Raw genomic sequence first — 22,981 nt, 5'->3', positions numbered from 1 at the left:
CCAACAGCCCACGCTTCCCTGCGGTCGCCGGCCGAGCCGCCGGAGTCATCCGCCGATCCAGTTGTCACGGCGCCCGCGTTACGGGTTCCCGTGCATCAGACGGTGGCGAACTTGCGCACCGCCTTGGCGACCGCTGCCGCAACACGCTTGTCGAAGGCACCGGGAATGATGTAGACCGGGCTCAGTTCCTCATCGGCGATCACACCGGCGATGCCCGTGGCCGCAGCGCGCAGCAGCTCCACGGAGATCTCGGTGATGCCTGTGTCAAGCAGACCCCGGAACAGGCCGGGGAAGGCCAGCACGTTGTTGATCTGGTTCGGGAAGTCGCTGCGCCCGGTGGCGACCACGGCGGCGTAGTCGGCCGCACCCACGGGGTCGACCTCCGGGGTGGGGTTGGCCATGGCGAAGACGATCGCGTTCTCGTTCATGACCGCCAGGTCCTTGGGCTCGAGCAAGTTTCCACTCGACACACCGATGAATACGTCGGCCCCCTTCAGGCCCTCCTTGAGGGTGCCGGAGACGTGCCGCGGGTTGGTGTTCTCCGCCAGCCACTTGCGGTGCTCGTTCATGCCCTCGGTGTGCTCGCTGTTGAGTGCGCCCGAGCGGCCGTAGCCGACGATGTCCGTAGCACCATGCGCCATGAGCAGCTTGGCGATGGCGGAGCCCGCCGCGCCGACGCCGGAGAGCACGATACGCACGTCCTCGATCTTCTTGCCAACGACCTTCAGTGCGTTGATCAGCGCCGCCAGAGTGACGATGGCGGTGCCGTGCTGGTCATCATGGAAGACGGGAATGTCGAGTTCCTCGCGCAGGCGCGCCTCGATGTCGAAACACTTGGGCGCGGCGATGTCCTCAAGGTTGATGCCGCCGTAGGCGGGGGCGATCGCCTTGACGATCTTGATGATCTCCTCGGGATCCTTAGTGTCCAGTGCCACCGGCCAGGCGTCGACGTCGCCAAACTGCTTGAACAGCACCGCCTTGCCCTCCATCACCGGCATGGCGGCCTCCGGGCCAATGTCCCCCAGGCCGAGCACGGCGGTCCCGTCGGTGACGACCGCCACCGTGTTCTTCTTGATGGTCAGCTGGCGGGCGCGCTCGGGGTGGTCGTGGATGGCCTTGCACACACGGGCTACACCGGGGGTGTATACGCGGGCGAGATCGCGCCGGTTGTGGATGGGGGTACGCGGCGTGACCTCTACCTTGCCTCCCACGTGGGCGAGGAAGGTGGAGTCGCCGACATTGTGGACGATTACGCCGTCGAGCTGCTTGAGAGCCTCTACCAGTTCACCGCGGTGCTTGGAGTCACGGGTGTCGGCGGTCAGGTCCACGATCAGAGTGTCGCCGTCGGTGTCCGCAACGTCTACGCCGTTGACGATGGCTCCCGTTGCCGAAGCCGTGTCGACGAGCGTCGTGACGGCCTTCTGTGAGGCCGGCACCTCCAGGTGCAGGGCAACGGTGTAGCTGGGACTCGGCTGTGCCATGGGTTGGATCCTCCGTTATGGGGTAAGTCAGACAGACCAACGACGGTCGCAGGTCTCGGCCAGATGACTGTGTATACGGAGTGAGCTTATCCCCATAAAGCGCTAAACAGTTCCGGCTGTCTCTCGGCTCACAGCGGAGAGACAGCCGGATCCGCATGTCCCGTGTCAACGCCGCGAGTTGTCGGTCACCAACGGCGTGGTCGGGTGGTCAAACGCCCACGCGCTCCATCACCAACTCGCGCACCCGGCGCGCGTCGGCCTGCCCCTTGGTGGCCTTCATGACTGCGCCGACAATGGCTCCGGCCGCCTTGACCTTGCCACCGCGGATCTTCTCGGCGACATCCGGATTTGCAGCCAGAGCCTCGTCGACGGCGGCCAGCAGCGCGCCCTCGTCGGAGACGACTTCGAGCCCGCGGCCTTCCACCACCGCTTCGGGATCGCCCTCGCCCGCCAGCACACCCTCCAGCACCTGCCGGGCGAGCTTGTCGGTAAGGCGGCCCGAGTCAACCAGTGCTTGCAGCTCAGCGACCTGCACGGGGGTTATGGGCAGGTCCTCCAGAGCGACCTCCCGCTCCTTGGCGGCGCGGGACAACTCACCCATCCACCACTTGCGCGCCGCCTGGCCGGTCGCACCGGCCAGGACGGTCGCCTCGATGAGTTCTAGCGCGCCCGCGTTGACGACGTCACGCATCTCGTCGTCGGCCAAGTTCCACTCCGCCTTCAGCCGACGCCGTTTGGCGGCCGGCATCTCGGGCAGGCTGGCGCGGATCTGTTCGACCCACTCGCGGCTGGGGGCGAGCGGCACCAAGTCCGGCTCCGGGAAGTAGCGGTAGTCGTCGGCGTCGGACTTGATACGGCCGGCACGGGTGGTGCCGTCCGCCTGGCCGTGCCGGGTCTCCTGCTGGACCGTGCCGCCGTCGGCCAGAATGGCCGCCTGGCGGCTGATCTCATAGCGGACGACGGCGTCGATGCCGCGGAAGGTGTTGACGTTCTTGGTCTCGGTGCGAGTGCCCATGGGGGCGTCGGGGCCCTCGCGCAGGGAGACGTTGACGTCGGCGCGCACGTTGCCGCGCTCCATACGCGCCTCGGACACGCCCAGTGCCCGGAAGATGTCCCGCAGGGTGCGCACGTAGGTGGCGGCAACCTCGGGCGCCCTGGCACCGGCGCCCTCAATGGGGCGCGTCACGATCTCCACCAGCGGCACGCCGGCCCGGTTGTAGTCGACCAGGGAGTGGTCGGCGCCCTCGATACGCCCGTCGGTGCCGCCTACGTGCACGTTCTTGCCGGCGTCCTCCTCCATGTGAGCGCGCTCGATCGGCACGGTGAAGACCGTCCCGTCCTCGAGTTCCACCGGGAGGGCACCGTCGTAGGCGATCGGCTCGTCCGACTGAGAGGTCTGGAAGTCCTTGCACAGGTCCGGGTAGAAGTAGTTCTTCCGGGCGAAGCGGCAGGTCTCGGCGATCTGGCAGCCCAGGGCCAGCCCGATTCGGATGGCGTATTCGACGCCCTTGCCGTTGACAACCGGGAGGGAACCGGGCAGGCCCACACTGGTGGGTGTCACCATGGTGTTCGGCTGGGCCCCGAACACGTTGGGGGCGGCGTCGAACATCTTGGTGGCGGTGCCCAGTTCGACGTGCACCTCCAGACCGATGACCGGGTCGTAGCGGCGCACGGCCTCGTCGTAGTCCATCAGCTTCTCGCTCATGTCACTTCACCTCCAGCTCGGGGGCCTGGGCAAGCAGGTGACCACCCCACTTGTTCTCCAACATCTGCTCAAGCACCGCGCCCACCCGATACAGGCGGTCGTCGGCGCGCTGCGGCGCGAGGATCTGGAAGCCGACGGGCAGACCGTCACTCAGGCCCGAAGGCAGGCTCATCGCCGGGACACCGGCCAGGTTGGCGGGGATGGTGGTCACGTCGAGCTTATACATGGCCAGCGGGTCGTCCTTCTCCCCGAAGCGGTAGGCCGTAACCGGTGCGGTCGGCGAGACCAGCACGTCCGCCTGCTGCCAAGCGGCGGCGAAGTCGCGCTGCACCAGGGTGCGCACCTTCTGGGCGGAGCCGTAGTAGGCGTCGTAGTACCCGGCCGACAGCACGTGGGTGCCCAGGATGATGCGCCGCTTGACCTCGTCGCCGAATCCGGCGCCACGGGTGGCGGACATGACCGTCTCGGCGGTCACCGGGCCCTCCGCGGGCTCGACGCGCAGGCCGTAGCGCATGCCGTCGTAGCGGGCCAGGTTGGAGGAGGCCTCGGCGGGCATGATCAGGTAATAGGCGTCCAGCGCGTACTCCAGGTGGGGCAGCGAGACGGTCTCCACCGCGGCACCCGCCTCCTGAAGCAGTTCCAGAGCGGCATGGAAGGAGTCGACGACGCCGCTCTGGTAGCCCTCGCCCCCATCGAGTTCGGCGATCACCCCGACGCGCAGTCCGCTCAGGTCGGCTCCGGCCTGAGCGGCACGCACCACCTCGGCCATACCGCGCGGCGCGTCCGGCAACGACGTGGAGTCGAGCGGGTCGTAGGAGGCAATGACGTCGTGCAGGAGCGCGGTGTCCAGCACCGTTCGCGCCATGGGGCCGGGGGTGTCCAGGGAGGAGGCCATGGCGATCACGCCGAAGCGGGAGACCGTGCCATATGTGGGCTTCACGCCGACGGTGCCGGTGACGGCGGCGGGCTGGCGGATCGAACCGCCGGTGTCAGTGCCAACCGCGACGGGCGCCTCGAAGGCGCCGACCGCGGCGGCCGAGCCGCCGGAGGAGCCGCCGGGGATGCGCTCGAGGTCCCAGGGATTGGCGGTACGGCCGAAGGCGGAGTGCTCGGTGGAGCCACCCATGGCGAACTCGTCGAGGTTGGTCTTGCCCAGGATCGGCAGGTGCGCGGCACGCAGGTTCTTCACCAGGGTGGCGTCGTACGGTGGCACCCAACCCTCCAGAATCCGGGAGGCGGCGGTGGTCACCTGGCCATGGGTGACGATCAGATCCTTGACCGCCGTCGGCACGCCGGTCAGCTCGGGCACCTGTTCGCCGGCGGCGTCGGCCTCCCGGCGGGCGGCGTCGGCAGCATCGGCGTCGGCCAGGGCCTTTTCGGCGTCGACGTCGAGGAAGGCACCCACGGCGCCGTCGACGGCGGCGATGCGGTCCAGGTGGGCGCGAGTCAGCTCGCGGGAGGAGACCTCGCCGGCGGCCAGGGCGGCGGCCTGCTGGGCAGCACTTGCCCGCACCAGGGCGGCGGCGGTTATGGTGTCAGAGTTCATCGGCTTCACGAGGCGGAGTCCTCTCCCAGGATGCGAGGCACCATGAACGCGGAGTCCTCCGCGGCGGGGGCGCCGGCGAGCAGTTCTTCGATGTTGAGCGTTGGGCCGGGCGTGTCCTCGCGCATCACATTGGTAAGCGGAACCGGGTGCGAGGTGGCCGGCAGGTCGGGGGTGACCACGCTGTTGACCCGAGCGAAGGCGGAGGCGACCGCATCCAGCTCACCGGCCAGCCGCGTCACCTCCTCGTCACTCAGGGCCACGCGCGCAAGCGCCGCGACGCGAATGACCTCATCCTTGGAGATAGCAGACATGGGCCCGAGTGTATCTACTTGCCGGCCCCCTGCCGAGTCGGCGCCCGCTCGCCCGCCCCTCCGCTCCCACGCACGGCATCGGCTCCTCGGCCGGAGATTTGTCACCCGCAACCTTTGCACAGCAATTGCGCTTTCATCACAATAACATTACATAGTGGCGCGACGCATACCGAAACTGCGGGCGCACTACGGCGTTTCCGCACGCCTCATGCGAGAAGTCACAGGCACACCGTGGCGGACAACATTGACATTCCCAGCGGGTGCCGGTGTCATTGGCGGCAGAGGTTCCGCGGTTAGTGCGGATACCCAGAACAGGACGACCCCGCCTTCGCCGGGCCGCCAGCGAATAAGGATCCTATGCACAGCGACAAGCTCCCCACCGGGACGGCCCCGGAGGAGATCGACGAGTCGTCGGCACTGACCGACCGACCCGCTGACACCGATGCTGCCCCGGACACCGTCTTGAAGAGCCCGTATGGCGAGACCCCCGCGGTGGCGCGGACCTCAATCCTTGCCGCAGCGAGCGCCGCGCCGACGGCGCACCCCCCCGCCGACGCCGAAGCCACCGCGCAGGCGGCCCAGACGCAGCAGAACGCCCCGGTGGAACCGGTGGATGCAGCGGCGCCCGTCGCCCCGAGCGCAATCACTCCGGCCGAGCCGGATGCGGCCCCCGACGCCGAGGAGACCTCAGCGGTAGCACCTACCGAAACGGCGTCGACCCCGGAGGGCGGGCAGGCATCACCGGCTTCCGCCGAAAGCGCTCCGCTCGCCCCGGATGCTTCGGAGAGTGAAAAGCGGCCCCACCGTCGGCGCCGCTGGGCGCTGGCATCCCTGGCCGCCGCGCTGCTCCTGGTCGGCGTGGGCGGCTACGCCTATGCCGCGCACTACGCCAACGTCGCCGTGCCCGGAACCACGATTGCGGGCACCGACATGGCCGGCATGAGTCGGGACGAGATCGTCGCTGCGATCAACGCCCGGGTACAGGCCGCCACCGTCACCGTCACCGGTGATGTGGAGGCGACCGCCTCCCTGACAGACCTGGGCACAACCGTCGACGCCGAGGCGACCGCGGACGCTGCCATGAGCCGCGGTGCCGACGTCGTCGACCGCTTCACGGCACTGCTGGGCGGATCCGACATCGAAGTCGTCACCACCAGTGATGACGCCGTGTTGGAGGAATACGCCAACGGCCTCGTGCCCGAGGACCAGGCGAAGGCGCAAAACGCCTCGGTGGTGCTCAACACCGACGTCACCACCTTCGAGGTGAGTGCCGCCAGCGCGGGCGTGAGCATAGACACCACCGATCTGGCCGCGGCCACGGCACAGGCCGCGTCCTCACTGACCCCCGCCTCGGTGGATCTGACGTACGTCAACACGCTTCCCGCCGTCTCGGATGCGGATGCTCAGGCCGTGGCGGACACGGCCAACCAGTGGATCTCTCAAGACGTCACCATCACCAACGCGGACGGAACCGCGTCCTACACCGCCGACATCGCGACCAAGGCGTCCTGGGTGGAGGTCACCGAGAACCTCGATGCCGCCCCCACCCTGTCCATTGACAGCGACCAGGTGGCCGAGTGGGTGAGCACCCAGGCGGCCGCAGCCAACGTCGAGCCGGTTGTCGGACAGCGCAACGTCAACTCCTCCGGTCAGGTCGTGGCCACGAGCGTTGAGGCGGTTGCCGGCCAGACGGTTAACAACGCCGAGACCATTACCACGGCCATCGCCGACTCGCTCTCCAGCGGCGAGGCCTACGCCGGCGCCTTCGAAATGACCACCGACGAGGAGCAGTGGGAGGAACGCGAGATCGCCGACGGCGCCGAGAACCTGGTTTACCAGGCGGCCGAGGGCGAGAAGTGGATCGACATCAACCTGTCGGCCAAGACGGTCACCTCCTACGAGGGTGCGACCGTGGTGCGCGGCCCGGTAACCATCGTCGACGGCGCCGCCGCCACCCCCACGGTAACCGGCACGTACCACGTCTACCTGCAGTACGAGACCCAGACCATGCGCGGGCAGAACGCGGACGGCACCGACTACGAGACGGAGAACGTGCCGTGGATCTCCTACTTCTACGCGGGCTACGCACTGCACGGTGCCCCGTGGTGGTCGAGTTGGGGCTTCTCCGCCTCGCACGGCTGCCTGAACATGCCGGTGGCCGAGGCCAAGTGGATCTACGACTGGGCGGAAATCGGCACCACCGTCGTCTCTCACTACTGAGCCTTCGTCGCATCCCGTCGCGACCGCCCGAACGGCCCAGACTCGGCCCGCCCACCGTTTGAAGCGGTGGGCGGGCCGAGTCACGTCTCAGGCTTCTAGCGCGTCCGGGCCACCCGCCAGCAGCGTCTCGAACCCGGCCTCGTCCAGCAGCGGCAGCCCCAGCTCCCGGGCCTTGGTCTCCTTAGAACCGGCGTTCTCGCCAACGATGACGTAACTCGTCCGCTTCGACACGCTCCCGGAGGCCTTGCCGCCACGGGCCACAATCGCCTCCTTGGCACCGTCGCGGGTGAAGTGCTGCAGGGTGCCGGTGACGACGACGGTCAGGCCCGCCAGCGTCTGGGGCGTCTGCCCGGCCGGCTCGGCGTCGTCCGCCATGCGCACCCCCGCTGCCGCCCAGCGCGTCAGGATCTGCTCGTGCCAATCGGCGCCCAGCCAGTCCTGCCAGGCGGCGGCGATGGTCGGTCCCACACCGTCGACCTGCGCCAATTCCTCCAGGCTCGCCGCCCGCAACGCATCCATGGAGCCGAAGCGCCCGGCCAGTGCCCGGGCCGCCGTCGGACCGACGTGCCGCACCGACAGCGCCACCAGTACCCGCCACAGCGGTTGCTGCTTGGCAGCCTGAAGCTGCTTCAGCATTGCGGTGGCGTTCTTGCCGGCGGCGGTGGGACGCTTGATCGCGCCGTCCTTGGCGTAGAGCTGCTTCGACCAGAAGAAGCGCAACCGCCGCCAGTCGCCGGTGGGGACGCCGCCACGCGTGATGGGACGGTAGACGAACACGTCGCGCAGATCGTCGACCGTCAGTTCGAACAGGGCGGCCTCACCGGTCAGGACCGGCCGCTGAGCGGGCGCGTCCCCCTCGGTGAGCAGGGCCTCGGCGGCCCCGATCCGCTCCGCGGGGTGCAGCGCTTGCAATTCTTCAGTTGGCAGGCGCAGGCGCCCCCGCTCGGTTTCCAGCACGTGGCCGGCAGCTACGGCCGCGAGTGCCTCGACGCGTCCGGCATCGGGCTGGGTCAGGGCGGAGGCGGCCTCGTCCCCCAGCCCCTCCACGTCCAGTGCGCCGCGGGAGCCGATGTGGGCGATGCGCTCGGTCAGTTGCGCCGGGCAGGAGCGAGTGTTGGGGCAGCGCAGGTCGACGTCGCCCTCCTTGGCCGGCGCCAGCGCCGTCCCGCAGGAGGGGCAATGCTGCGGCATGACGAAGTCCCGCTCGCTGCCGTCGCGCCGCTCGAGCACGGGTCCCACGATCTCCGGGATCACGTCGCCGGCCTTGCGCAGCACCACCAAGTCGCCGATCTTGACACCCTTGCGGGCGACCTCGGCGGCATTGTGGAGGGTGGCGCGGGAGACGCGCGAACCGGCCACCAGCACGGGCTCCATGATCCCGAAGGGGGTCACCCGGCCGGTACGGCCGACCTGGACGTCGATGTCCAGCAGACGGGTGTGTACCTCCTCGGGCGGGTACTTGTAGGCGGTGGCCCACCGGGGTACGCGCGAGGTATACCCCAGTTCGGCCTGCAGCGGACGAGAGTCGAGTTTGAACACGATGCCGTCGATCTCGTGCAGCAGGTCGTGGCGGTGGTCGGCGTAGCGGGCGATATAGGCCTCCCGCTGGGCCCGGCCCCGTACCACCGCGTTATAGGGAGAGACCGGCAGGCCCCAGGCGGAGAGCAGCTCGTACCAGGCATGTTGGGAGGTTGGCAGTTGCTCCCCGGAGGCCGGGATGATGGCGCCGACGCCATGGGCGATCATCGACAGCGGACGCGCGGCGGTCACCGCCGGGTTCTTCTGCCGCAGGGAGCCGGCGGCCGCGTTGCGGGGGTTGGCGAACACCTGCAGGCGGGGGCGGCCGTCCGCCTCCCGTTGCAGGTTCTCGGTACGGCGCCGCTCGTTGAACTCATGGAAGGCCTCGACCGGGAAGTACACCTCGCCGCGCACCTCCAACAGGTCGGGGTGCGAGTCGCCGGCTAGCACCAGCGGGATGGAGTCAATGGTGCGGACGTTGCCGGTGACGTCCTCCCCCACCACGCCGTCGCCGCGGGTGGCGGCACGGGTGAGCACCCCGTGCTCATAGGTCAGGGCGACCGCCAGGCCGTCGATCTTGACCTCGGCGGTCATGGGCAATTCGGCGTCGGGCACCCCGGTTTCGGCCGCCATGCGCTGCGCCCACTGCTCCACTTCGTCCAGGTTGAACACGTCCTGCAGGGAATACATGCGCTCATGGTGCGGGGCGGGGGCGAAGTCCGTAACCGCACGTCCGCCCACCGTTTGAGTCGGTGAGGAGGGCAGCCGCAGCGCGGGGTGGGCGGTTTCCAAGGCCTCCAGCTCGCGGTACAGCGCATCGTATTCGGCGTCGGACCACGGGCTCTGGGCGTCGACGGCGTCGTAGTAGGCGTCGCGGGCGCGCTCAATGTCCCGGACGAGCTCGCTCCAGCGGGTGCGTATGGCGGCGGGCACGCCGGTCAGGGCGGTGGCGGACGCGGCTGGAGGCGTGGGGCGGGCTTCGCTCATGGGGCCATCTTCCCCCAAGGCGCTCCCCCGCGGTTGCCGACAGGGCGGGTGCCGGCGGGGCGCACAGGTACGGCGCCGAAGTCCACAGGCGCGCTTCGCGACATCCCCTCGGCGGCGTCTCCACAGGCCCCCGGCGGCCCACCGGTGGCGAAGGCAGGCTCATGGCATGCACTCCGACTCCTCCCCCGGCACCCGGGCCCCCGCCGCTCCCGAATCCGGCCCCACGGCGATGACCGGTGAGGTGGCGGTGGCCGCGGCGGCCGCCTATGCGGCGCTGTCCTCCACCTGGCACCTGGCCGTCCTCTCCGGCCGCGACGAGGGACTGGTGATCCCGTTGCCCGAACGTGGCACGGTGGGGCGCGACGGCGTGCTCACCGATCAGGCGGTCTCCCGCTCCCACTTGCGGGTGCGCCAAACACCCCGCGGCGTGCTGCTGTCGGACGCCGGCTCTGCCAACGGTGCGCGTGTGCGCCGCCGCTGGTGCTGGCGCAGGCTGGGGAACCGCCCACACACCTGCCGAGAAGGAACCCGGCTGCGCCTGGGCGACACCGTGGCGGAGTTGCGGCGTCGCCCCGCCGACCTGCACCCGCCGAAGCCACCAACCCCGGCACAGAACCGGTGGATGGCGCTAGGCTCGGCGCTGGCGGTGCTGCTGCTGGGGGTGCTGGCGGTTGTCGCGGTGCGCACCGGCAGCCGCGGCGCCATGGGGGCGCTGGCCATGGCCCCCATGGGCATGATGGCAGCGCTGCGACTGCTGCCCCTGCTCGGGCGGGGACGCGGCGCCGGCCGCCAGGCCGGGACCGCCGGTTGGCGCGGGGCCCGGGCACGCACTCCCGATCCCGCCGGCATGCTGCTGGCCGTGGCGGTGCGGCACGCGGGCGGCCGCAACCAGCCGGAGACGGCCGGCAGGGCCGACGACGAGGAGGCGATCAGGGCGTGGACCGGACGGCGGCGTCGACGCACGGTACTGCGGGTGGCGGCGGGCGACCGGATTGCCCTGACCGGGCCGTGGGCGGTCGGAGCGGTGCGTTGGTGGGGCGCGCAGGTGCTTGCCCGCGGCCTCGGGCAGGTGCAGGCCGGCGATGCCAGCGTGCGCGTGTCCTGGGGGCCCGAGGGACGCCGCAGTCAGGTGGCGGTCACGGCCGCCAGCAGCGGAGCACCGGCCCGGGCGGTCAGCGTGTTGCCGGTGCGCGGGCGGGCGCCGGACCCCGGCGGACGATGGTGGGCCACGTTGCGCGCCGTCGCCGGGCTGCCGGTACAGGACGGAGCCGATGGCGCCGGACACGGCGGGCCGCCGTCCACGGTGCGTCTGGAGGAGGTATGCGCGGAGATCGACCGCGGTCTCCTGCGGCACCGCTGGGAGCAGATGGTGCCCGCCGGCCTGCCCGCGGTGCTCGGGGTGGGCGCGGGCGGCCCGGTGGCGGTCGACCTGGTCCGGGACGGGCCGCACGCCCTACTGGCCGGCACCACCGGGTCCGGCAAGTCCGAGCTGCTCATCTCCTGGCTGCTGCAACTGGCCGCCACCCGCCCGCCTTCGGCGCTGAGCCTGGTTCTGGTCGACTACAAGGGCGGCGCGGCCTTCGGTCCACTCGCCGAGCTGCCGCATACCGCCGGAGTCCTGACCGACCTGGATCCGGCGGGCACGCGCCGGGCCCTGGCCTCCCTGGAGGCCGAGGTGCGCCGCCGCGAGCGCCTGCTGGCCCAGCACCGCGCCAAGGACGTCTCCTACCTGGACCCGGCCGATGCCCCCGCGCGACTGGTGCTGGTGGTCGACGAGTTCGCCACTATGGCGGCCGAGCATCCGGAGGTGCTGGATGCACTGGTGCGGGTGGCCGCCCAGGGGCGCAGCCTCGGGATCCACCTGATCCTGGCCACCCAGCGTCCAAGTGGCGCGGTCTCGCCCACCATTCGTGCCAACACGAATCTGCGAGTGTGTCTGCGGGTACTCGATCCAGCCGACTCGCGCGACATCCTGGGACACGATGGAGCCGCACGCCTGCCGGCGCATCCGGGGCGGGTGATTGTCGCGACCGGGGTTCAGGGACAGTCCGAGCCGGTGCTGCAGGCTCCCTGGTGTGGTACGGAACGGCATCTGGCGGCGCTGGTCGGTGAGATCGCGGCCGCCGCGGATGCGGCGGCTCCTTGGCGTCCCTGGGCGCTGCCGCTACCCGCGCACGTGGACCGCCAGCAGGCGCAAGCGCTCGCCACCCACGGCCCCACGCGCGCGTCAGCGGGTGCGTCCCCGCTCGCCCGGCCGGAGGCGGACAAGGCCGGGTGCACGCTACTGCTGACGGATCTGCCGGAGAGCCAGTGCCTGGGCACCTGGGAGTGGTCGCCCTCCGAGCCCCTGTTGCTCATGGGGGCGCCGGGCTGCGGCCGCTCGACCGGCGTGTACACCGCCGCCCTGGGTGCACTCGGAAGCGGGATGACGGTGCATGTGTGCGCACAACCCCGCTCCCCCGCTGCGGCTCTGGCCGGCCGGGCCGGGGTGGGCACGGTCGTGGGCGGCCAGGATCCGCGCCGGCTCGCCCGCCTGTGGTCGCTGGCGGCCGCCGGTTCCCTACACGGGGACCTGCTGGCGATCGACGACGTTGACGTGATGCTGTCGGCCGTGGATGAGGCGCTCGGGCCGGGTGAGGGACAGGCACTGCTGGAGTCGCTGGTGCGCGGTGCAACGTCGACCGGCACCGGGGTGTTGGTGGCCGCACCGTTGACGGTGGCCAATGCCCGCTGGGCCGTGCCGCTGCGACGCCGGCTCGTGCTGGGGGCGGTACAGCCGGCACAGGCCTCGCTGGCGGGCTTGCCGCGCGGCGTCGTCACCGGCTCGGGGCCCGGGCGCGGAGTGCTGCTCGACGGCGGCGACGCGATCGCCTGCCAGGTGGTGGTGCCGACTGCGGACGAGGGGCCCGGCCTCGGGGCGGGACCGCGCCGACTAGAGGAGATTCCCCGGCTGGTTGCCCCCGCGCCGGGCGTGTGGGCGGTGGGCGGAGATGAGGCCGCCCCGGTGCCGCTGCCGGACGGCAGTGTGCTCGTGGTCGGCCCACCGGGGTCGGGGCGCAGCTGCGCGGTCGCTGCCCTGGCGAGCTGCATCCGGGGCCGGCTCGGCGCCGAGGAACCGTTGGTCGTGGACGACCTGGACCTCAGCAATGCGGCGACGCAGGCACGGGTGGAGGAGGCGCTCGGACAGGGGCGTCGGGTGATCGCGGCGGCAACCACGGAGCGGGCCGCGGGAACCTATCGGGGACCGCTGGCCGTGCTGCGCGAGCGGGGCGCCGTCGTCGTGCTGTGGCCGGGGCTGGGGCCGGCGGCGCAGGCAGCGGGACGCCAGTTGCGTGGGGCGATTGATCCGCGCGGCGCGACCGTGCCGGGCAGGGGCGTGCTGGTGTGGCGCGGTGCCATCACGCCGCTGCAGGTGGCGGCGGATGGGGCAGACCGCTAACGTAGAGCGCGTCGAGCCGAGGTTTCGCTCCTGTAACCATTGCAGAAACGACGCACGGGACTGTGACTATCACTACAGGCCGTCGGCACAGGTCTCACCTGCGAGGTCTTGCCCCGGCCCGGTCGGCGTGTGAAAGTTGGGGGCAGGACGCGGTGGTCCAGCGCCCGCCTCGGCGAATTCGGGACGGCACGTCACGCGCACCGCAGCAGCATTCACGTCCCCGAAGGGAGCCCTCTATGGACTGGCGGAGCCAGGCAGCTTGTCTCACGGTTGACCCGGAACTCTTTTTCCCCGTCGGCAACACCGGCCCCGCGATCGCGCAGATCGCGGAGGCGAAGGAGGTGTGCGCCCGCTGCGACGTGGTCGACACCTGCCTGAAGTGGGCGCTTGAGAACGGCCAGGACGCCGGCGTGTGGGGCGGCATGAGTGAGGACGAGCGGCGCTCGCTCAAGCGGCGCGCCGCCCGGGCCCGCCGCTCCTCCTGAGCCGTCAGGTGGCGCGCCGCACCCCGGTGCGCCACCGGCCCCTTTCCCACTGCACCGTCCGCCCCGTCGTCCCGGGTTCAGGCCTCACCAAGTTGGGCGTGCAGGACCACGTCGGTGCCCTGCCCGCCCGGGGCGGGACGCCAGTCGATCGAGCCGCGTAGCTCACCACGCACCAGGGTGTTCACGATCCGTGTGCCCAGGCCGGTCATTTCCTTGCCGGGGACCAGGCCCACCCCGTCGTCGATGACATGCACGGTCAATTGCTCGCCGTCGCGTTGCGCCCGCACCGTCACGGTGCCGTCGCGATCCTCCAGCCCATGCTCGACCGCATTGGTCACCAGTTCGGCCAGCACGGTGGCCAAGGCCTGGGCCACGTCGGCCTCGATCACCCCGAACTTGCCCTCCAGGCGAGTAGATACCTGCCCGGTGGGGGTGGCCACGGCCGCGGCGGAACGCAGCACCGAGGAGAACACCTCGTCGAAGTTGACCTGCTCATCAACGTTCTGACTCAGCGCCGCATGCACGGTGGCGATCGTGCCCACGCGTCGCTCCGCCTCCGTCAGGGCGGAACGCGTCTCCTCATTGGTGGCACGGCGCGCCTGCATTCGCAGCAGCGCGGAAACCGTCTGCAGGTTGTTCTTGACCCGGTGGTGAATCTCGCGGATGGTGGCGTCCTTGTTCATCAGCACCTGCTCCCGGCGCCGAATCTCCGAGACGTCGCGAACCAGCAGCAGGGCGCCCGCCCGCGCCCCGTCGCGACGCAGCGGAATCGAGCGCATTGACAGGAATACGCCACCAACCTCCACCTCGGTCAACCACGCCTGCCGCCCCATCAGCACCACCGCCATGGTCTCATCCACGGGAGTGCGCTCGGGAATGATGCTGGTGACGGCCTCGGCGAGCTGACTGCCCTCGATGTCGCCCTCAACGCCGAGCCGGTGGAAGCAGGACTGAGCGTTGGGTGAGGCGTAGGTGACCACGCCGTCGTCATCCAGGCTGACCACGCCGTCGCCCACACGGGGGGTGCCGTGGCGCACGGCCGTGGCGGCGCCGTTGATGGGGAAGCTCCCCTGCGCGATCATCAGGCACAGGGCGTCGGCCAGCTCCTCCAGGGGCTTGTCCACGATGCGGCCGCCGCGCAGCACGCCGACGGCGGTCTCCCGGGTGACGACGGCAATTGCACGGGAGCCGTGAATAACCGGGACATACTCCTCGCGCACTGCCGAAGAGCCGGTCCACTCCGGGGCGGCCGCCACCACGATCTGCCCACTCATCAGTGCCTCCAGCGCCATGGCCTCGCGGGCGGCGGGCATGCGTCGACCGATCACATCCTCCAGGTGCACGGTGGCACCGGTAGCCGGACGCGAATGCGCGGCAGCCACGAACCGGCCGGAGTCGGTGTGTACCCACAAAACCAGGTCGGATACGGACAGGTCCGCGATCACCTGCCAGTCCGCCATGAGTTGATGAAGCCAGTCGAGGTCGGCTGGGGGCAGGCTGACGACGCCGCGGACCGTGGAGGGCAGAAGACTCGACACGCCCCGATGCTACCGGGTACAGGTGGGAGCTCGGCTTCCCGAGCCATGGGACACGTCCGCAACCAGGGCCCGGCACGTCGTGGGCGCCACCCGCCGAGGCGTGGCAGGATCGGGACCATGAAGCAGCGCGTCACGATCACCTACCCCGCCGGCCCGGATCGCGTGGCCGCCATGTTGGCCGATCCGGCCTACCAGCGTGGCCGCATCGAGCGATTCCAGCTGGAGGACGCCTCCGTCGACGTCGCCGCACGCGGCCGCGGCTTCGTGGCGACCATCTCCGGATCGGTATCACCCGGCCACCTGCCGGCGGCCGCCGCCCGCTTCGTCCGCTCCGCCGTCTCCTTCGGCCTGACCGAGTCCTGGGGAGAACCCGCCGACGACGGCTCACGCAGCGGCAGCCTCGACCTCGCGGTCAAGGGGGCCCCGGTAAGGGCCGGCGCCACCACCAGCATGCGCCCCGACGCCGGCGGGGAGTCCACCCGCGTCGTCGTCGACCTGGATCTTTCGGTCTCCGTGCCCCTGGTGGGGCGCAGCGTGGAGGAGAAGGCGCTGGCACAGGCGAACCGGGTTGTGGCCGACGAGGAGCGCCGGGGCGCCGCCTGGCTGAACGCCTGAACGGAGCCGCCGTGCCGGGACCGGCCTGAGGGGACGTCCCGGCGGGCGCTACCGAATATTCCCGTTCCGCCCAACGCGCATGCGCTAGTCGCCCCACCGGCCCTGTGACACCATCTCCCCCATGAACGACCTCAATGACGTCATCACTCCCACCGAGTCCAACTCGGTGTGGGCGGAACGCACCGGAAATCGCCAGTACCTGGGCCACAACGCCCGCGGCGCCGAGGTGCGCGTCGGCATGGGCCCGGGCGAGTTCTCCCCGGGGGATCTCCTCAAGCTCGCCCTGGCGACCTGCAACGCGCTGTCCGCCGACCACCGGCTGGCCAAGGCACTCGGTGAGGACTTCGACGCCAACGTCATCGCCGCCTCCATTAAGCATGAGGAGGAGGAGCGCTACAGCGATCTGGACGTGCAGATCGTCGCCGACTTCGCCTCGCTGAGCCCCGAGCAGCGCCAGACGCTCGGCGAGCGGGTGGACCGTGCGATCGAACGCGGCTGCACCGTCGGTCACACCCTGGAGCACGGCGCCGGCCTGCGCCTGCACCTGCTCGACGACCCCGACGCATAGCCGGTCGGTCCTGCGCCGCGTCGGGCCCGCATGCCGCACGGTCGCGACGGGAGTCGATAGAGTGCCCCCAGCGAAGGCCGGCGCGGCGTTGAGATGGAGGTTCGCACATGAGTGAGAGCGGTAAGCAGAGCGCGCACCGCCACGGCGAGACCAGGCGTTATCCGCACCTGGCGCGACTGGGTCTGGAGGCACCGGCCGGCGTGGACGCAGCCTACGAGGACCTGCTGGCCGAGGTTCTGCTAGACGGCGTTTCCAAGGGCGATCGCACCGGCACGGGCACCCGCTCGGTGTTCGCCCGGCAACTGCGCTACGACCTGACGGCAGGCTTCCCGCGCATCACCACCAAGTTCGTGGCCATGAAGGCCGTCAAGGGCGAGTTGTTGTGGTTCCTGCGCGGCGACATGAACGCCCGCTGGCTGCAGGAGCGCGGCATCACCATCTGGGACGAGTGGGCCGACGCCGACGGCGAGCTCGGCCCCATCTACGGCGCCCAGTGGCGCAGTTGGCCGGCCCGGGACGGTGGGGCGATCGACCAGATCACCGGGGTGATCGAGACCCTGCGCCGTGACCCCGACTCCCGCCGCATGCTCGTATCCGCCTGGAACGTGGGCGAACTGGATCGCATGGCGCTGGCCCCGTGCCACGCCTTCTTCCAGTGCTATGTGGCCGACGGGCGCCTGTCGCTGCAGGTTTACCAGCGTTCAGCGGACCTGTTCCTGGGCGTGCCCTTCAACCTCGCCTCCTACGCGCTGCTGACCCACATGCTTGCCCAGCAGGCGGAGCTGGAGGTCGGGGAACTGGTGTGGACCGGCGGGGACTGCCACATATACAACAACCACGTCTCCCAGGTCCGCGAGCAGCTGTCCCGGGTCCCGCAGGCCTACCCGTTCCCGCGGCTGCGGCTGAAGCGGGCCGACTCGATCGATGCCTACACCATGGATGACATCGACGCCTCCGCCGGCTACCAGCACCATCCGACGATCAAGGCGCCGGTGGCGGTGTGAGCGGCGGTGCCGTCGGGGCGATCTGGGCACAGGATCGCTACGGCATCATCGGCGCCGACGGAGGCATGCTGTGGCGGGTGCCCGCCGACTTCCGCCACTTTCGGGCGGCCACCCTGGGCGGTGCCGTGGTCATGGGCCGCACCACCTGGGAGTCGATCGGGGGCGCACTGGCCGGGCGCACGAGCATCGTGCTCACCCGCAGGCCGGACTGGGCCGCGCAGGACGCGGTAGTGGCCCGCGACCTGCGTGCCGGGTTGGCGGCGGCGCACGACGCCGTCGATGCCCCCGGTGAGGATCCCCGCGAGGGCATCTACCGCACCCTGCCACGGGTGTGGGTAATCGGCGGCGGCAGCGTATACGCGCAGGCGCTTGCGGCCGACTGCGTGGACGAACTACTGGTGTCGGTGATCGACCTGGACGCCGGTGCCCGCGCGGCCGCGGCGGGCATGGACCCGGGGCTTCTGGTGCACGCTCCGGCGCTTGATCCGTCGCAGTGGAGTCCGGGCGGCCCCTGTACGGACCCGCCGGGCCAGTGGCGCCCCGCTTCCGGGGACGCCACCTGGCGGGTTGAGCACTACCTGCGCCGTCCGGGCAACCACGGTCCGGTGTCGTAGCCGAACACGCGCCCGCCGAGGGCGGTGATGGGACGCACTCAGTCGGACAGGATGCCCTGCTCGGTGAGCCAGTCGGTGGCGATCGTGGCGGAGTCGAGCTGTTCGTCCACCGAACGGGCGTTGAGCGCGCGCAGCGCCTCCGGCGTCAGCAGCGCCGAGACGGCGTTGATCGCGGTGACGGCGCCCTCGTCGAGGTCGGCGGCGACCAGCGGAGTCACGTTCTGCGGCAGGATCAGTGCCTCCGGATCCTCCAGGACCACCAGGTCGTTGGCGTCGATGGCGGGCGAAGAGGTGTAGATGTCGGCCGCCTGCACCGTTCCGTCCTTGAGAGCGCCGATGGTAAGCGATCCGCCGTCGTCCTCCACGGGGTAGACGTCGGCATCCACCCCGTAGACGGCCTTGATGCCCGTCGGGCCGTAGGGACGCGTCTTGAACTCGGAGTTCGCCGCCACCATCACGGTGCCGTCGAGCTTGGCCAGGTCGCCGATGGAGACCAGGCCGTACTCCTCGGCGAGTTCGCTGGTCACGGTATAGGAGTCCTGGTCGGTGGCCTCGGCATAGTCGAGCACCATCAACGAGTCCGGGAGCACGTCCGACAGGGCGGCGTGGATGGACTCAGAGTCCGTGGCGTCGGTATCGGAGTCGTAGTACTGCAGCAGATTGCCGCCGTACTCTGGCAGCACGCTGATCGCCCCCGATTCGAGCTCGGGGATGTAGACCTCGCGCTGCCCGATCTGATACTGGCGGTCGATGGTGAAACCGGCCTGCTCGAGCGCCTGGGCGTACAGCTCGGCAATGATCTCATTGGAGTAGTACTGCTGGCTGCCCACTACGATCGTGCCGGAGGCCGTGCCCGAGGACAGCGGGTCGGAGTTGGAGCAGGCGGCGAGCGTGGCGGCCACGGCGAGCAGACCACCGCCGGCCAGGACACTGCGACGGGTGAGCACCGTGCGCTTGTCAGCATTGGGATTCACGGGGATTCCTTTCGGTTACGTGCACCGACCGGGGTGACGGCGCGCTGGAGGAGGATGAAGATGAGTTCGGATATCAGAGCCAGGGCAATGACCATGAGTGAGGAGGCCAGCATCATGCCGTAGTCCTGGGTCTTGAGACCGAGGAACATCAGCCGCCCAAGCCCGCCGGCGCCGGTGTAGGCGGCCAGGGTCGCGGTCGCGATCACCTGCAGGGTGGCGGACCTCAGGCCGCCCACCAGCAGCGGGGCGCCCAGCGGGATCTCCACGCGGGTGAGTAGCTGGATCTCACTCATGCCGCTGGCGCGGGCGCCGTCGACGGCGACGGGATCTGCGGACTCAATGCCGGTGTAGGCGCCGGCCAGCACACTGGGCAGGGCCAGGACGATGAAGGCGAGCATGGGGGCGGATAGGCCCACGCCGAGGGCGAGCCCGAACAGGGTGATCAGGCCGAGGGTGGGCAGGGCCCGCACGGCGCCGGCCAGAGCGATGGCGGCGCCCCGCCCCCGCCCCGTGTGTCCGATCCACCAGCCCAACGGCACCCCGATGGCGGCGGCAACGGCCACCCCTAGCAGCGAGTACCCGATGTGTTGCACCAGCAGCCGCCCGATGCCGAGCGATCCGGACCAGTTGGCGGCGGCGAAAATGTAGGCGATCGCCTCACCGACGTAGTTCACGCCATCGCCCCCTCACGCAGCCGCGTGGGGCGCGCCCACGGCAGCAGGGCGCGTCCGCCCAGCACCACCAGGCCGTCGAGCGCGACCGCGAGCAGAGCAGTGGCGAGGATTCCGGCGAGGATTTCCGCGGTGATGCCACGCTGGTAGCCGTCGGTGAACAGCCAGCCCAGGCTGCGCACGCCCAGAACCGCCCCGACCGTGGTCAGCGACACGGTAGAGACGGTAACGACGCGTAGGCCGGCCACAATCGCCGGCCCGGCCAGCGGCAGTTCCACGGTGGCGAAGCGGCGCAGCGGCCCCATGCCCATGGCGGTGGCGGCGTCGAGCACCCGCTGGTCGACTGCGTCGAGCGCGTCTACGGTGGTGGGCACCAGCAGTGCCAGGCCGTAGAGCGTCAATGCGACGACGACGTTGATGGTGTCGCGGATACCGGTGCCGAGCACGACCGGCAGGATCACGAACAGCGCCAGCGAGGGGATGGCGTACAGCAGGGAGGCGCCCGAAACGAGGACGCCGCGCAGCGGCCCCAACCGCTGGGTCAGGCGGGCGATCGGGATGCCGAGCACCAGGGTCGCAAGGATCGCGGGCACCGCCTGACTCACGTGCGCGATCAGGTAGGAGCCGATCGCCGGGAGATTGTTCAGGACCCAGGTCACGAGCGCATCTCCGCGTCCGCGTCGATCCGCCCTATCGCCCGGCCGACCCGGTCCAGAACCACCCGGCCGCCGGCGACGTCGGCCAGGCGCAGGACGCGGTCGGCGTCGTCGAGCCCGAGGAAACGGGCCACGAAGTCGTCGGCCGGATCGGCGAGCAGCTGTGCGCCGGTGCCGCGCTGCGCGATCTGGGCGCCCTCGCGCAAGAGGATGATCTCGTCACCGAGCATCAGGGCCTCGTCCACGTCGTGGGTCACGAAGATGATCGTCTTGGCGAGTTCGCCCTGAATGCGTAGCAACTCTCGCTGCAGGTCGCGGCGCACGAGCGGATCCACGGCGCCGAAGGGCTCATCCATGAGGAGGACGCCGGGGTCGGCGGCGAGGGCGCGGGCCACACCGACGCGCTGGGCCTGGCCGCCGGAGAGCTGCCCCGGGTAGCGGTCGGCCAGGTCCTCCGCCAGGCCCAGCATGTCCATCAGCTCGCGAGCGCGCGCCCGTGCCGCGGACCGGCCGGTGCCGTTCAGGCGCGGCACCAGGGTGATGTTGTCCAGCACCCGCCGGTGAGGCAACAGTCCCGCGTTCTGCATGACGTAGCCGATGGAACGGCGCAGGGCCACCGGGCTGCCGTCTTGGACGTCCTCACCGTCGAGGAGGATCCGGCCGGCGGTCGGCTCGACCATGCGGTTGACCATGCGCAGCAGGGTCGTCTTCCCACAGCCCGAAGAGCCGAGCAGGACGGTTATGGAGCCGGCGGGCAGCACGGCGGAGAAGGAGTCGACGGCGGCCCCGTTGCCGGCAGGTCCCGGGTAGCGCTTGGTGACATCGGAGAACTCGATCGTGCTGGCCCCTGTCATGGCCGGCCTGGAACCTGCGGTGGCAGGCGCGGACGCGTCGGTGATCCGAGTCCCGGTTCCCAGTCCCATACGACTGTCTCCTCTCCTCCGCCGAGCGGCGACGTCGCCCTACCGTAACAACGCTTTGCGGATATGTCGATTCGATGTAGTGTGACGGCGTGCTTGAACTCAAGATCCTAGGGTTCCTCTCCGAGGGACCGCTGCACGGCTATGAGTTGCGCCGCCGGATCAACGAGTTGGACGGGCCCGGCAGTCATCTCTCCGAGGGCTCCTTATACCCCGCTCTGGCGCGCCTGGAGAAGGCCGGTCTGCTCGTCCGCACCGACGAGCCCGGGGCCCGGGGCCGCCCCCGCAAGCGGCTAGAGATCACGGCGACCGGCCGCGAGCGCCTGCTTGATCTGCTGCGCCATCCCGCCGAGGTCGACATCGCCTCCCAGCCACGCTTCCTGGTTCTGCTCGCCTTCCTCTCCCGCCTACCCGATCCGGCCGGGCGCGAGGCCGTGCTGCGTCGACGTCTGGCCGTGCTGCGTGAGCCGGCACCCGCATTCTTCTACGACGACGACGCGCCGCGCCGTTCCAGCACCGAGCCCGATCCGTACCGGCGCGGCATGATCCGCATCGTGGCCGCATCCCGTCGGGCGGAGATCGACTGGCTGGAGCAGGTACTGGCCGCCCCCGCCGACGAGGCCAGCACCACTCCGGACTCCCAGGTGCCGGAGTGCCGGCCCCGACACCCCGAACCACTTCCGTAAAAACCCAGGAGCGTTATCCGATGACCGTCGCCATACCGTCTGGCACCACCACGCCCGCGAGCATGCGCGCCGCCGTGCTGACCGCCCCCGGCATTGAGAACCTGCACGTGCTGGACGTGCCCGTCCCGCAGCCGCGGCCCGGCTGGGTACGGCTCAAGGTCATGGCCTTCGGACTGAACCGCAGCGAGTACCACTCGGTGACCGGACAGGCCGGCGGCATGAGCTATCCGCGCGTACTGGGGATCGAGGCCTCCGGCGTCGTGGACCTGGATCCCGAGAGGCGTCTGGCCCCGGGAACCCAGGCGGTCACCATGATGGGCGGCATGGGCCGGGCCTTCGACGGCGGTTACGCCCAATACGTGGTGGTGCCGCGCGAGCAGGTCATCACCTTCCACTCGGGCCTGCCCTGGGAGGTGATCGGCTCGGTCCCCGAGACACTGCAGACCGCCTACGGCTCCCTGACCACCGGACTGAATCTGCAACCCGGGCAGAGCCTGCTGGTGCGCGGCGGAACGTCGGCGCTGGGACTGGCCACAGCAGCCCTCGCACTTGACATGGGCTGCACGGTTTACGCGACCTCCCGCCGGGATGCCGGACTGGAGTTGCTCTCCTCCCGGGGCGTGATGGCACTGCGCGACGACGGCGCGGTGGCACAGCAGGTACGTCGGCACGCGCCCGCGGGGGTGGACGCGGTGCTGGAGCTGGTGGGTGTGCCGACGCTGCGCGACTCGCTGCAAGCCGCCGCGGTGCACGGCACGGTGTGCTTCACCGGCATGCTTTCGGACTCGTGGACCATCAAGGACTTCTATCCGCTGGACTGGATCCCGAACGGGGTGCGGCTGACCACCTACTCCGGCCAGGCCTCCGACCTGCCGGAAGCGGAGTTGCAGCGGGTGCTGGACCGGATTGAGACGGGCGCCCTGGACTTCCTGCCGGTGCACACCTACCCGCTGGAGGACGTGGTTCAGGCGCAGCGGGACATGGCCGCCGGCGCGCACACCGGCAAGCTGGTCGGCCTGCCCTGGGCGTGAGCGGCGTGGACG

Annotated in this window: 19 protein-coding genes; 9 read left to right on the top strand and 10 right to left on the bottom strand. The window is 70.4% G+C overall.

Annotated features, from left to right (window positions below; translation table 11 throughout):
• Positions 1-95: 95 nt before the first annotated feature.
• From C3B71_RS06405 to gatC, 4 genes are all read right to left on the bottom strand, one after another.
• A complete protein-coding gene (locus C3B71_RS06405) occupies positions 96-1,481 on the bottom strand; it encodes an NAD-dependent malic enzyme (RefSeq protein WP_073328150.1) in 1,386 nt (461 codons plus the stop codon).
• A 208-nt stretch (positions 1,482-1,689) separates the two neighbouring features.
• A complete protein-coding gene (gatB, locus tag C3B71_RS06400; protein ID WP_073328147.1) occupies positions 1,690-3,186 on the bottom strand; it encodes an Asp-tRNA(Asn)/Glu-tRNA(Gln) amidotransferase subunit GatB in 1,497 nt (498 codons plus the stop codon).
• Between the two features lies 1 nt (position 3,187).
• On the bottom strand, positions 3,188-4,732 hold the full coding sequence (gene gatA / locus C3B71_RS06395; RefSeq protein ID WP_108969644.1) for an Asp-tRNA(Asn)/Glu-tRNA(Gln) amidotransferase subunit GatA: 1,545 nt from the start codon (positions 4,730-4,732) through the stop codon (positions 3,188-3,190).
• A gap of 5 nt (positions 4,733-4,737) precedes the next feature.
• Complete coding sequence (gatC, locus tag C3B71_RS06390; protein ID WP_073328145.1) at positions 4,738-5,043, bottom strand: Asp-tRNA(Asn)/Glu-tRNA(Gln) amidotransferase subunit GatC; 306 nt, start codon at positions 5,041-5,043, stop codon at positions 4,738-4,740.
• Positions 5,044-5,400: 357 nt separating this feature from the next.
• Between gatC and C3B71_RS06385 the strand changes: the two genes are divergently transcribed.
• Positions 5,401-7,263 carry a L,D-transpeptidase gene (locus C3B71_RS06385; protein WP_108966864.1) on the top strand — a complete coding sequence of 621 codons (1,863 nt, stop codon included), beginning with the start codon at positions 5,401-5,403 and terminating at the stop codon, positions 7,261-7,263.
• 87 nt (positions 7,264-7,350) lie between these two features.
• Here C3B71_RS06385 and ligA read toward each other — a convergent pair whose 3' ends face one another.
• Complete coding sequence (gene ligA, locus C3B71_RS06380; protein ID WP_108966862.1) at positions 7,351-9,768, bottom strand: NAD-dependent DNA ligase LigA; 2,418 nt, start codon at positions 9,766-9,768, stop codon at positions 7,351-7,353.
• Positions 9,769-9,934: 166 nt separating this feature from the next.
• Between ligA and C3B71_RS15860 the strand changes: the two genes are divergently transcribed.
• A complete protein-coding gene (locus C3B71_RS15860) occupies positions 9,935-13,207 on the top strand; it encodes an FtsK/SpoIIIE domain-containing protein (RefSeq protein ID WP_159097653.1) in 3,273 nt (1,090 codons plus the stop codon).
• A gap of 236 nt (positions 13,208-13,443) precedes the next feature.
• Positions 13,444-13,692: a WhiB family transcriptional regulator gene (locus C3B71_RS06365; protein WP_067939003.1), complete on the top strand. Its 249-nt coding sequence runs from the start codon at positions 13,444-13,446 to the stop codon at positions 13,690-13,692.
• A gap of 77 nt (positions 13,693-13,769) precedes the next feature.
• Here C3B71_RS06365 and C3B71_RS06360 read toward each other — a convergent pair whose 3' ends face one another.
• Positions 13,770-15,230 (bottom strand): sensor histidine kinase, encoded by a 1,461-nt coding sequence (locus tag C3B71_RS06360; RefSeq protein ID WP_073328137.1) that lies wholly within the window; start codon positions 15,228-15,230, stop codon positions 13,770-13,772.
• A 117-nt stretch (positions 15,231-15,347) separates the two neighbouring features.
• Here C3B71_RS06360 and C3B71_RS06355 point away from each other — a divergent pair, with 117 nt between their 5' ends.
• The 4 genes from C3B71_RS06355 (at position 15,348) to C3B71_RS06340 (ending at position 18,031) form a co-directional block, all read left to right on the top strand.
• A complete protein-coding gene (locus tag C3B71_RS06355) occupies positions 15,348-15,845 on the top strand; it encodes a DUF2505 domain-containing protein (protein ID WP_073328134.1) in 498 nt (165 codons plus the stop codon).
• Positions 15,846-15,966: 121 nt separating this feature from the next.
• Entirely contained in the window at positions 15,967-16,413 is a 447-nt protein-coding gene (locus tag C3B71_RS06350; protein ID WP_073328131.1) for an OsmC family protein, read from the top strand.
• Between the two features lie 107 nt (positions 16,414-16,520).
• On the top strand, positions 16,521-17,417 hold the full coding sequence (locus C3B71_RS06345) for a thymidylate synthase (RefSeq protein WP_073328129.1): 897 nt from the start codon (positions 16,521-16,523) through the stop codon (positions 17,415-17,417).
• Positions 17,418-17,482: 65 nt separating this feature from the next.
• Positions 17,483-18,031, top strand: a complete 549-nt coding sequence (locus C3B71_RS06340) for a dihydrofolate reductase (RefSeq protein ID WP_432416222.1) — start codon at positions 17,483-17,485, stop codon at positions 18,029-18,031.
• Positions 18,032-18,069: 38 nt separating this feature from the next.
• On the opposite strand, the gene C3B71_RS06335 is transcribed toward C3B71_RS06340, so the two are convergent.
• From C3B71_RS06335 to C3B71_RS06320, 4 genes are read right to left on the bottom strand one after another with little or no spacing between them, the layout of a single operon-like run.
• Positions 18,070-19,011, bottom strand: coding sequence for an ABC transporter substrate-binding protein (locus C3B71_RS06335; RefSeq protein WP_108966860.1), 942 nt, complete (start codon positions 19,009-19,011; stop codon positions 18,070-18,072).
• Entirely contained in the window at positions 19,002-19,679 is a 678-nt protein-coding gene (locus tag C3B71_RS06330; RefSeq protein WP_108966857.1) for an ABC transporter permease, read from the bottom strand. Before C3B71_RS06330 ends, C3B71_RS06335 begins: the two co-directional genes overlap by 10 nt.
• Positions 19,676-20,335 carry an ABC transporter permease gene (locus C3B71_RS06325; RefSeq protein ID WP_073328121.1) on the bottom strand — a complete coding sequence of 220 codons (660 nt, stop codon included), beginning with the start codon at positions 20,333-20,335 and terminating at the stop codon, positions 19,676-19,678. The genes C3B71_RS06330 and C3B71_RS06325 overlap by 4 nt, the downstream gene beginning before the upstream one ends.
• Positions 20,332-21,186, bottom strand: a complete 855-nt coding sequence (locus C3B71_RS06320; RefSeq protein WP_073328163.1) for an ABC transporter ATP-binding protein — start codon at positions 21,184-21,186, stop codon at positions 20,332-20,334. Before C3B71_RS06320 ends, C3B71_RS06325 begins: the two co-directional genes overlap by 4 nt.
• A gap of 158 nt (positions 21,187-21,344) precedes the next feature.
• Between C3B71_RS06320 and C3B71_RS06315 the strand changes: the two genes are divergently transcribed.
• Both C3B71_RS06315 and C3B71_RS06310 read left to right on the top strand, forming a co-directional pair.
• Positions 21,345-21,938, top strand: a complete 594-nt coding sequence (locus C3B71_RS06315; protein ID WP_108966855.1) for a PadR family transcriptional regulator — start codon at positions 21,345-21,347, stop codon at positions 21,936-21,938.
• A gap of 20 nt (positions 21,939-21,958) precedes the next feature.
• Complete coding sequence (locus C3B71_RS06310; protein WP_199912589.1) at positions 21,959-22,969, top strand: zinc-binding dehydrogenase; 1,011 nt, start codon at positions 21,959-21,961, stop codon at positions 22,967-22,969.
• Positions 22,970-22,981 lie beyond the last annotated feature (12 nt).

It is taken from the genome of Actinomyces sp. Z16 (genome assembly GCF_003111765.1).
Lineage (GTDB): Bacteria > Actinomycetota > Actinomycetes > Actinomycetales > Actinomycetaceae > Actinomyces > Actinomyces glycerinitolerans.
This window is presented reverse-complemented; position numbering and strand designations above follow the sequence as displayed.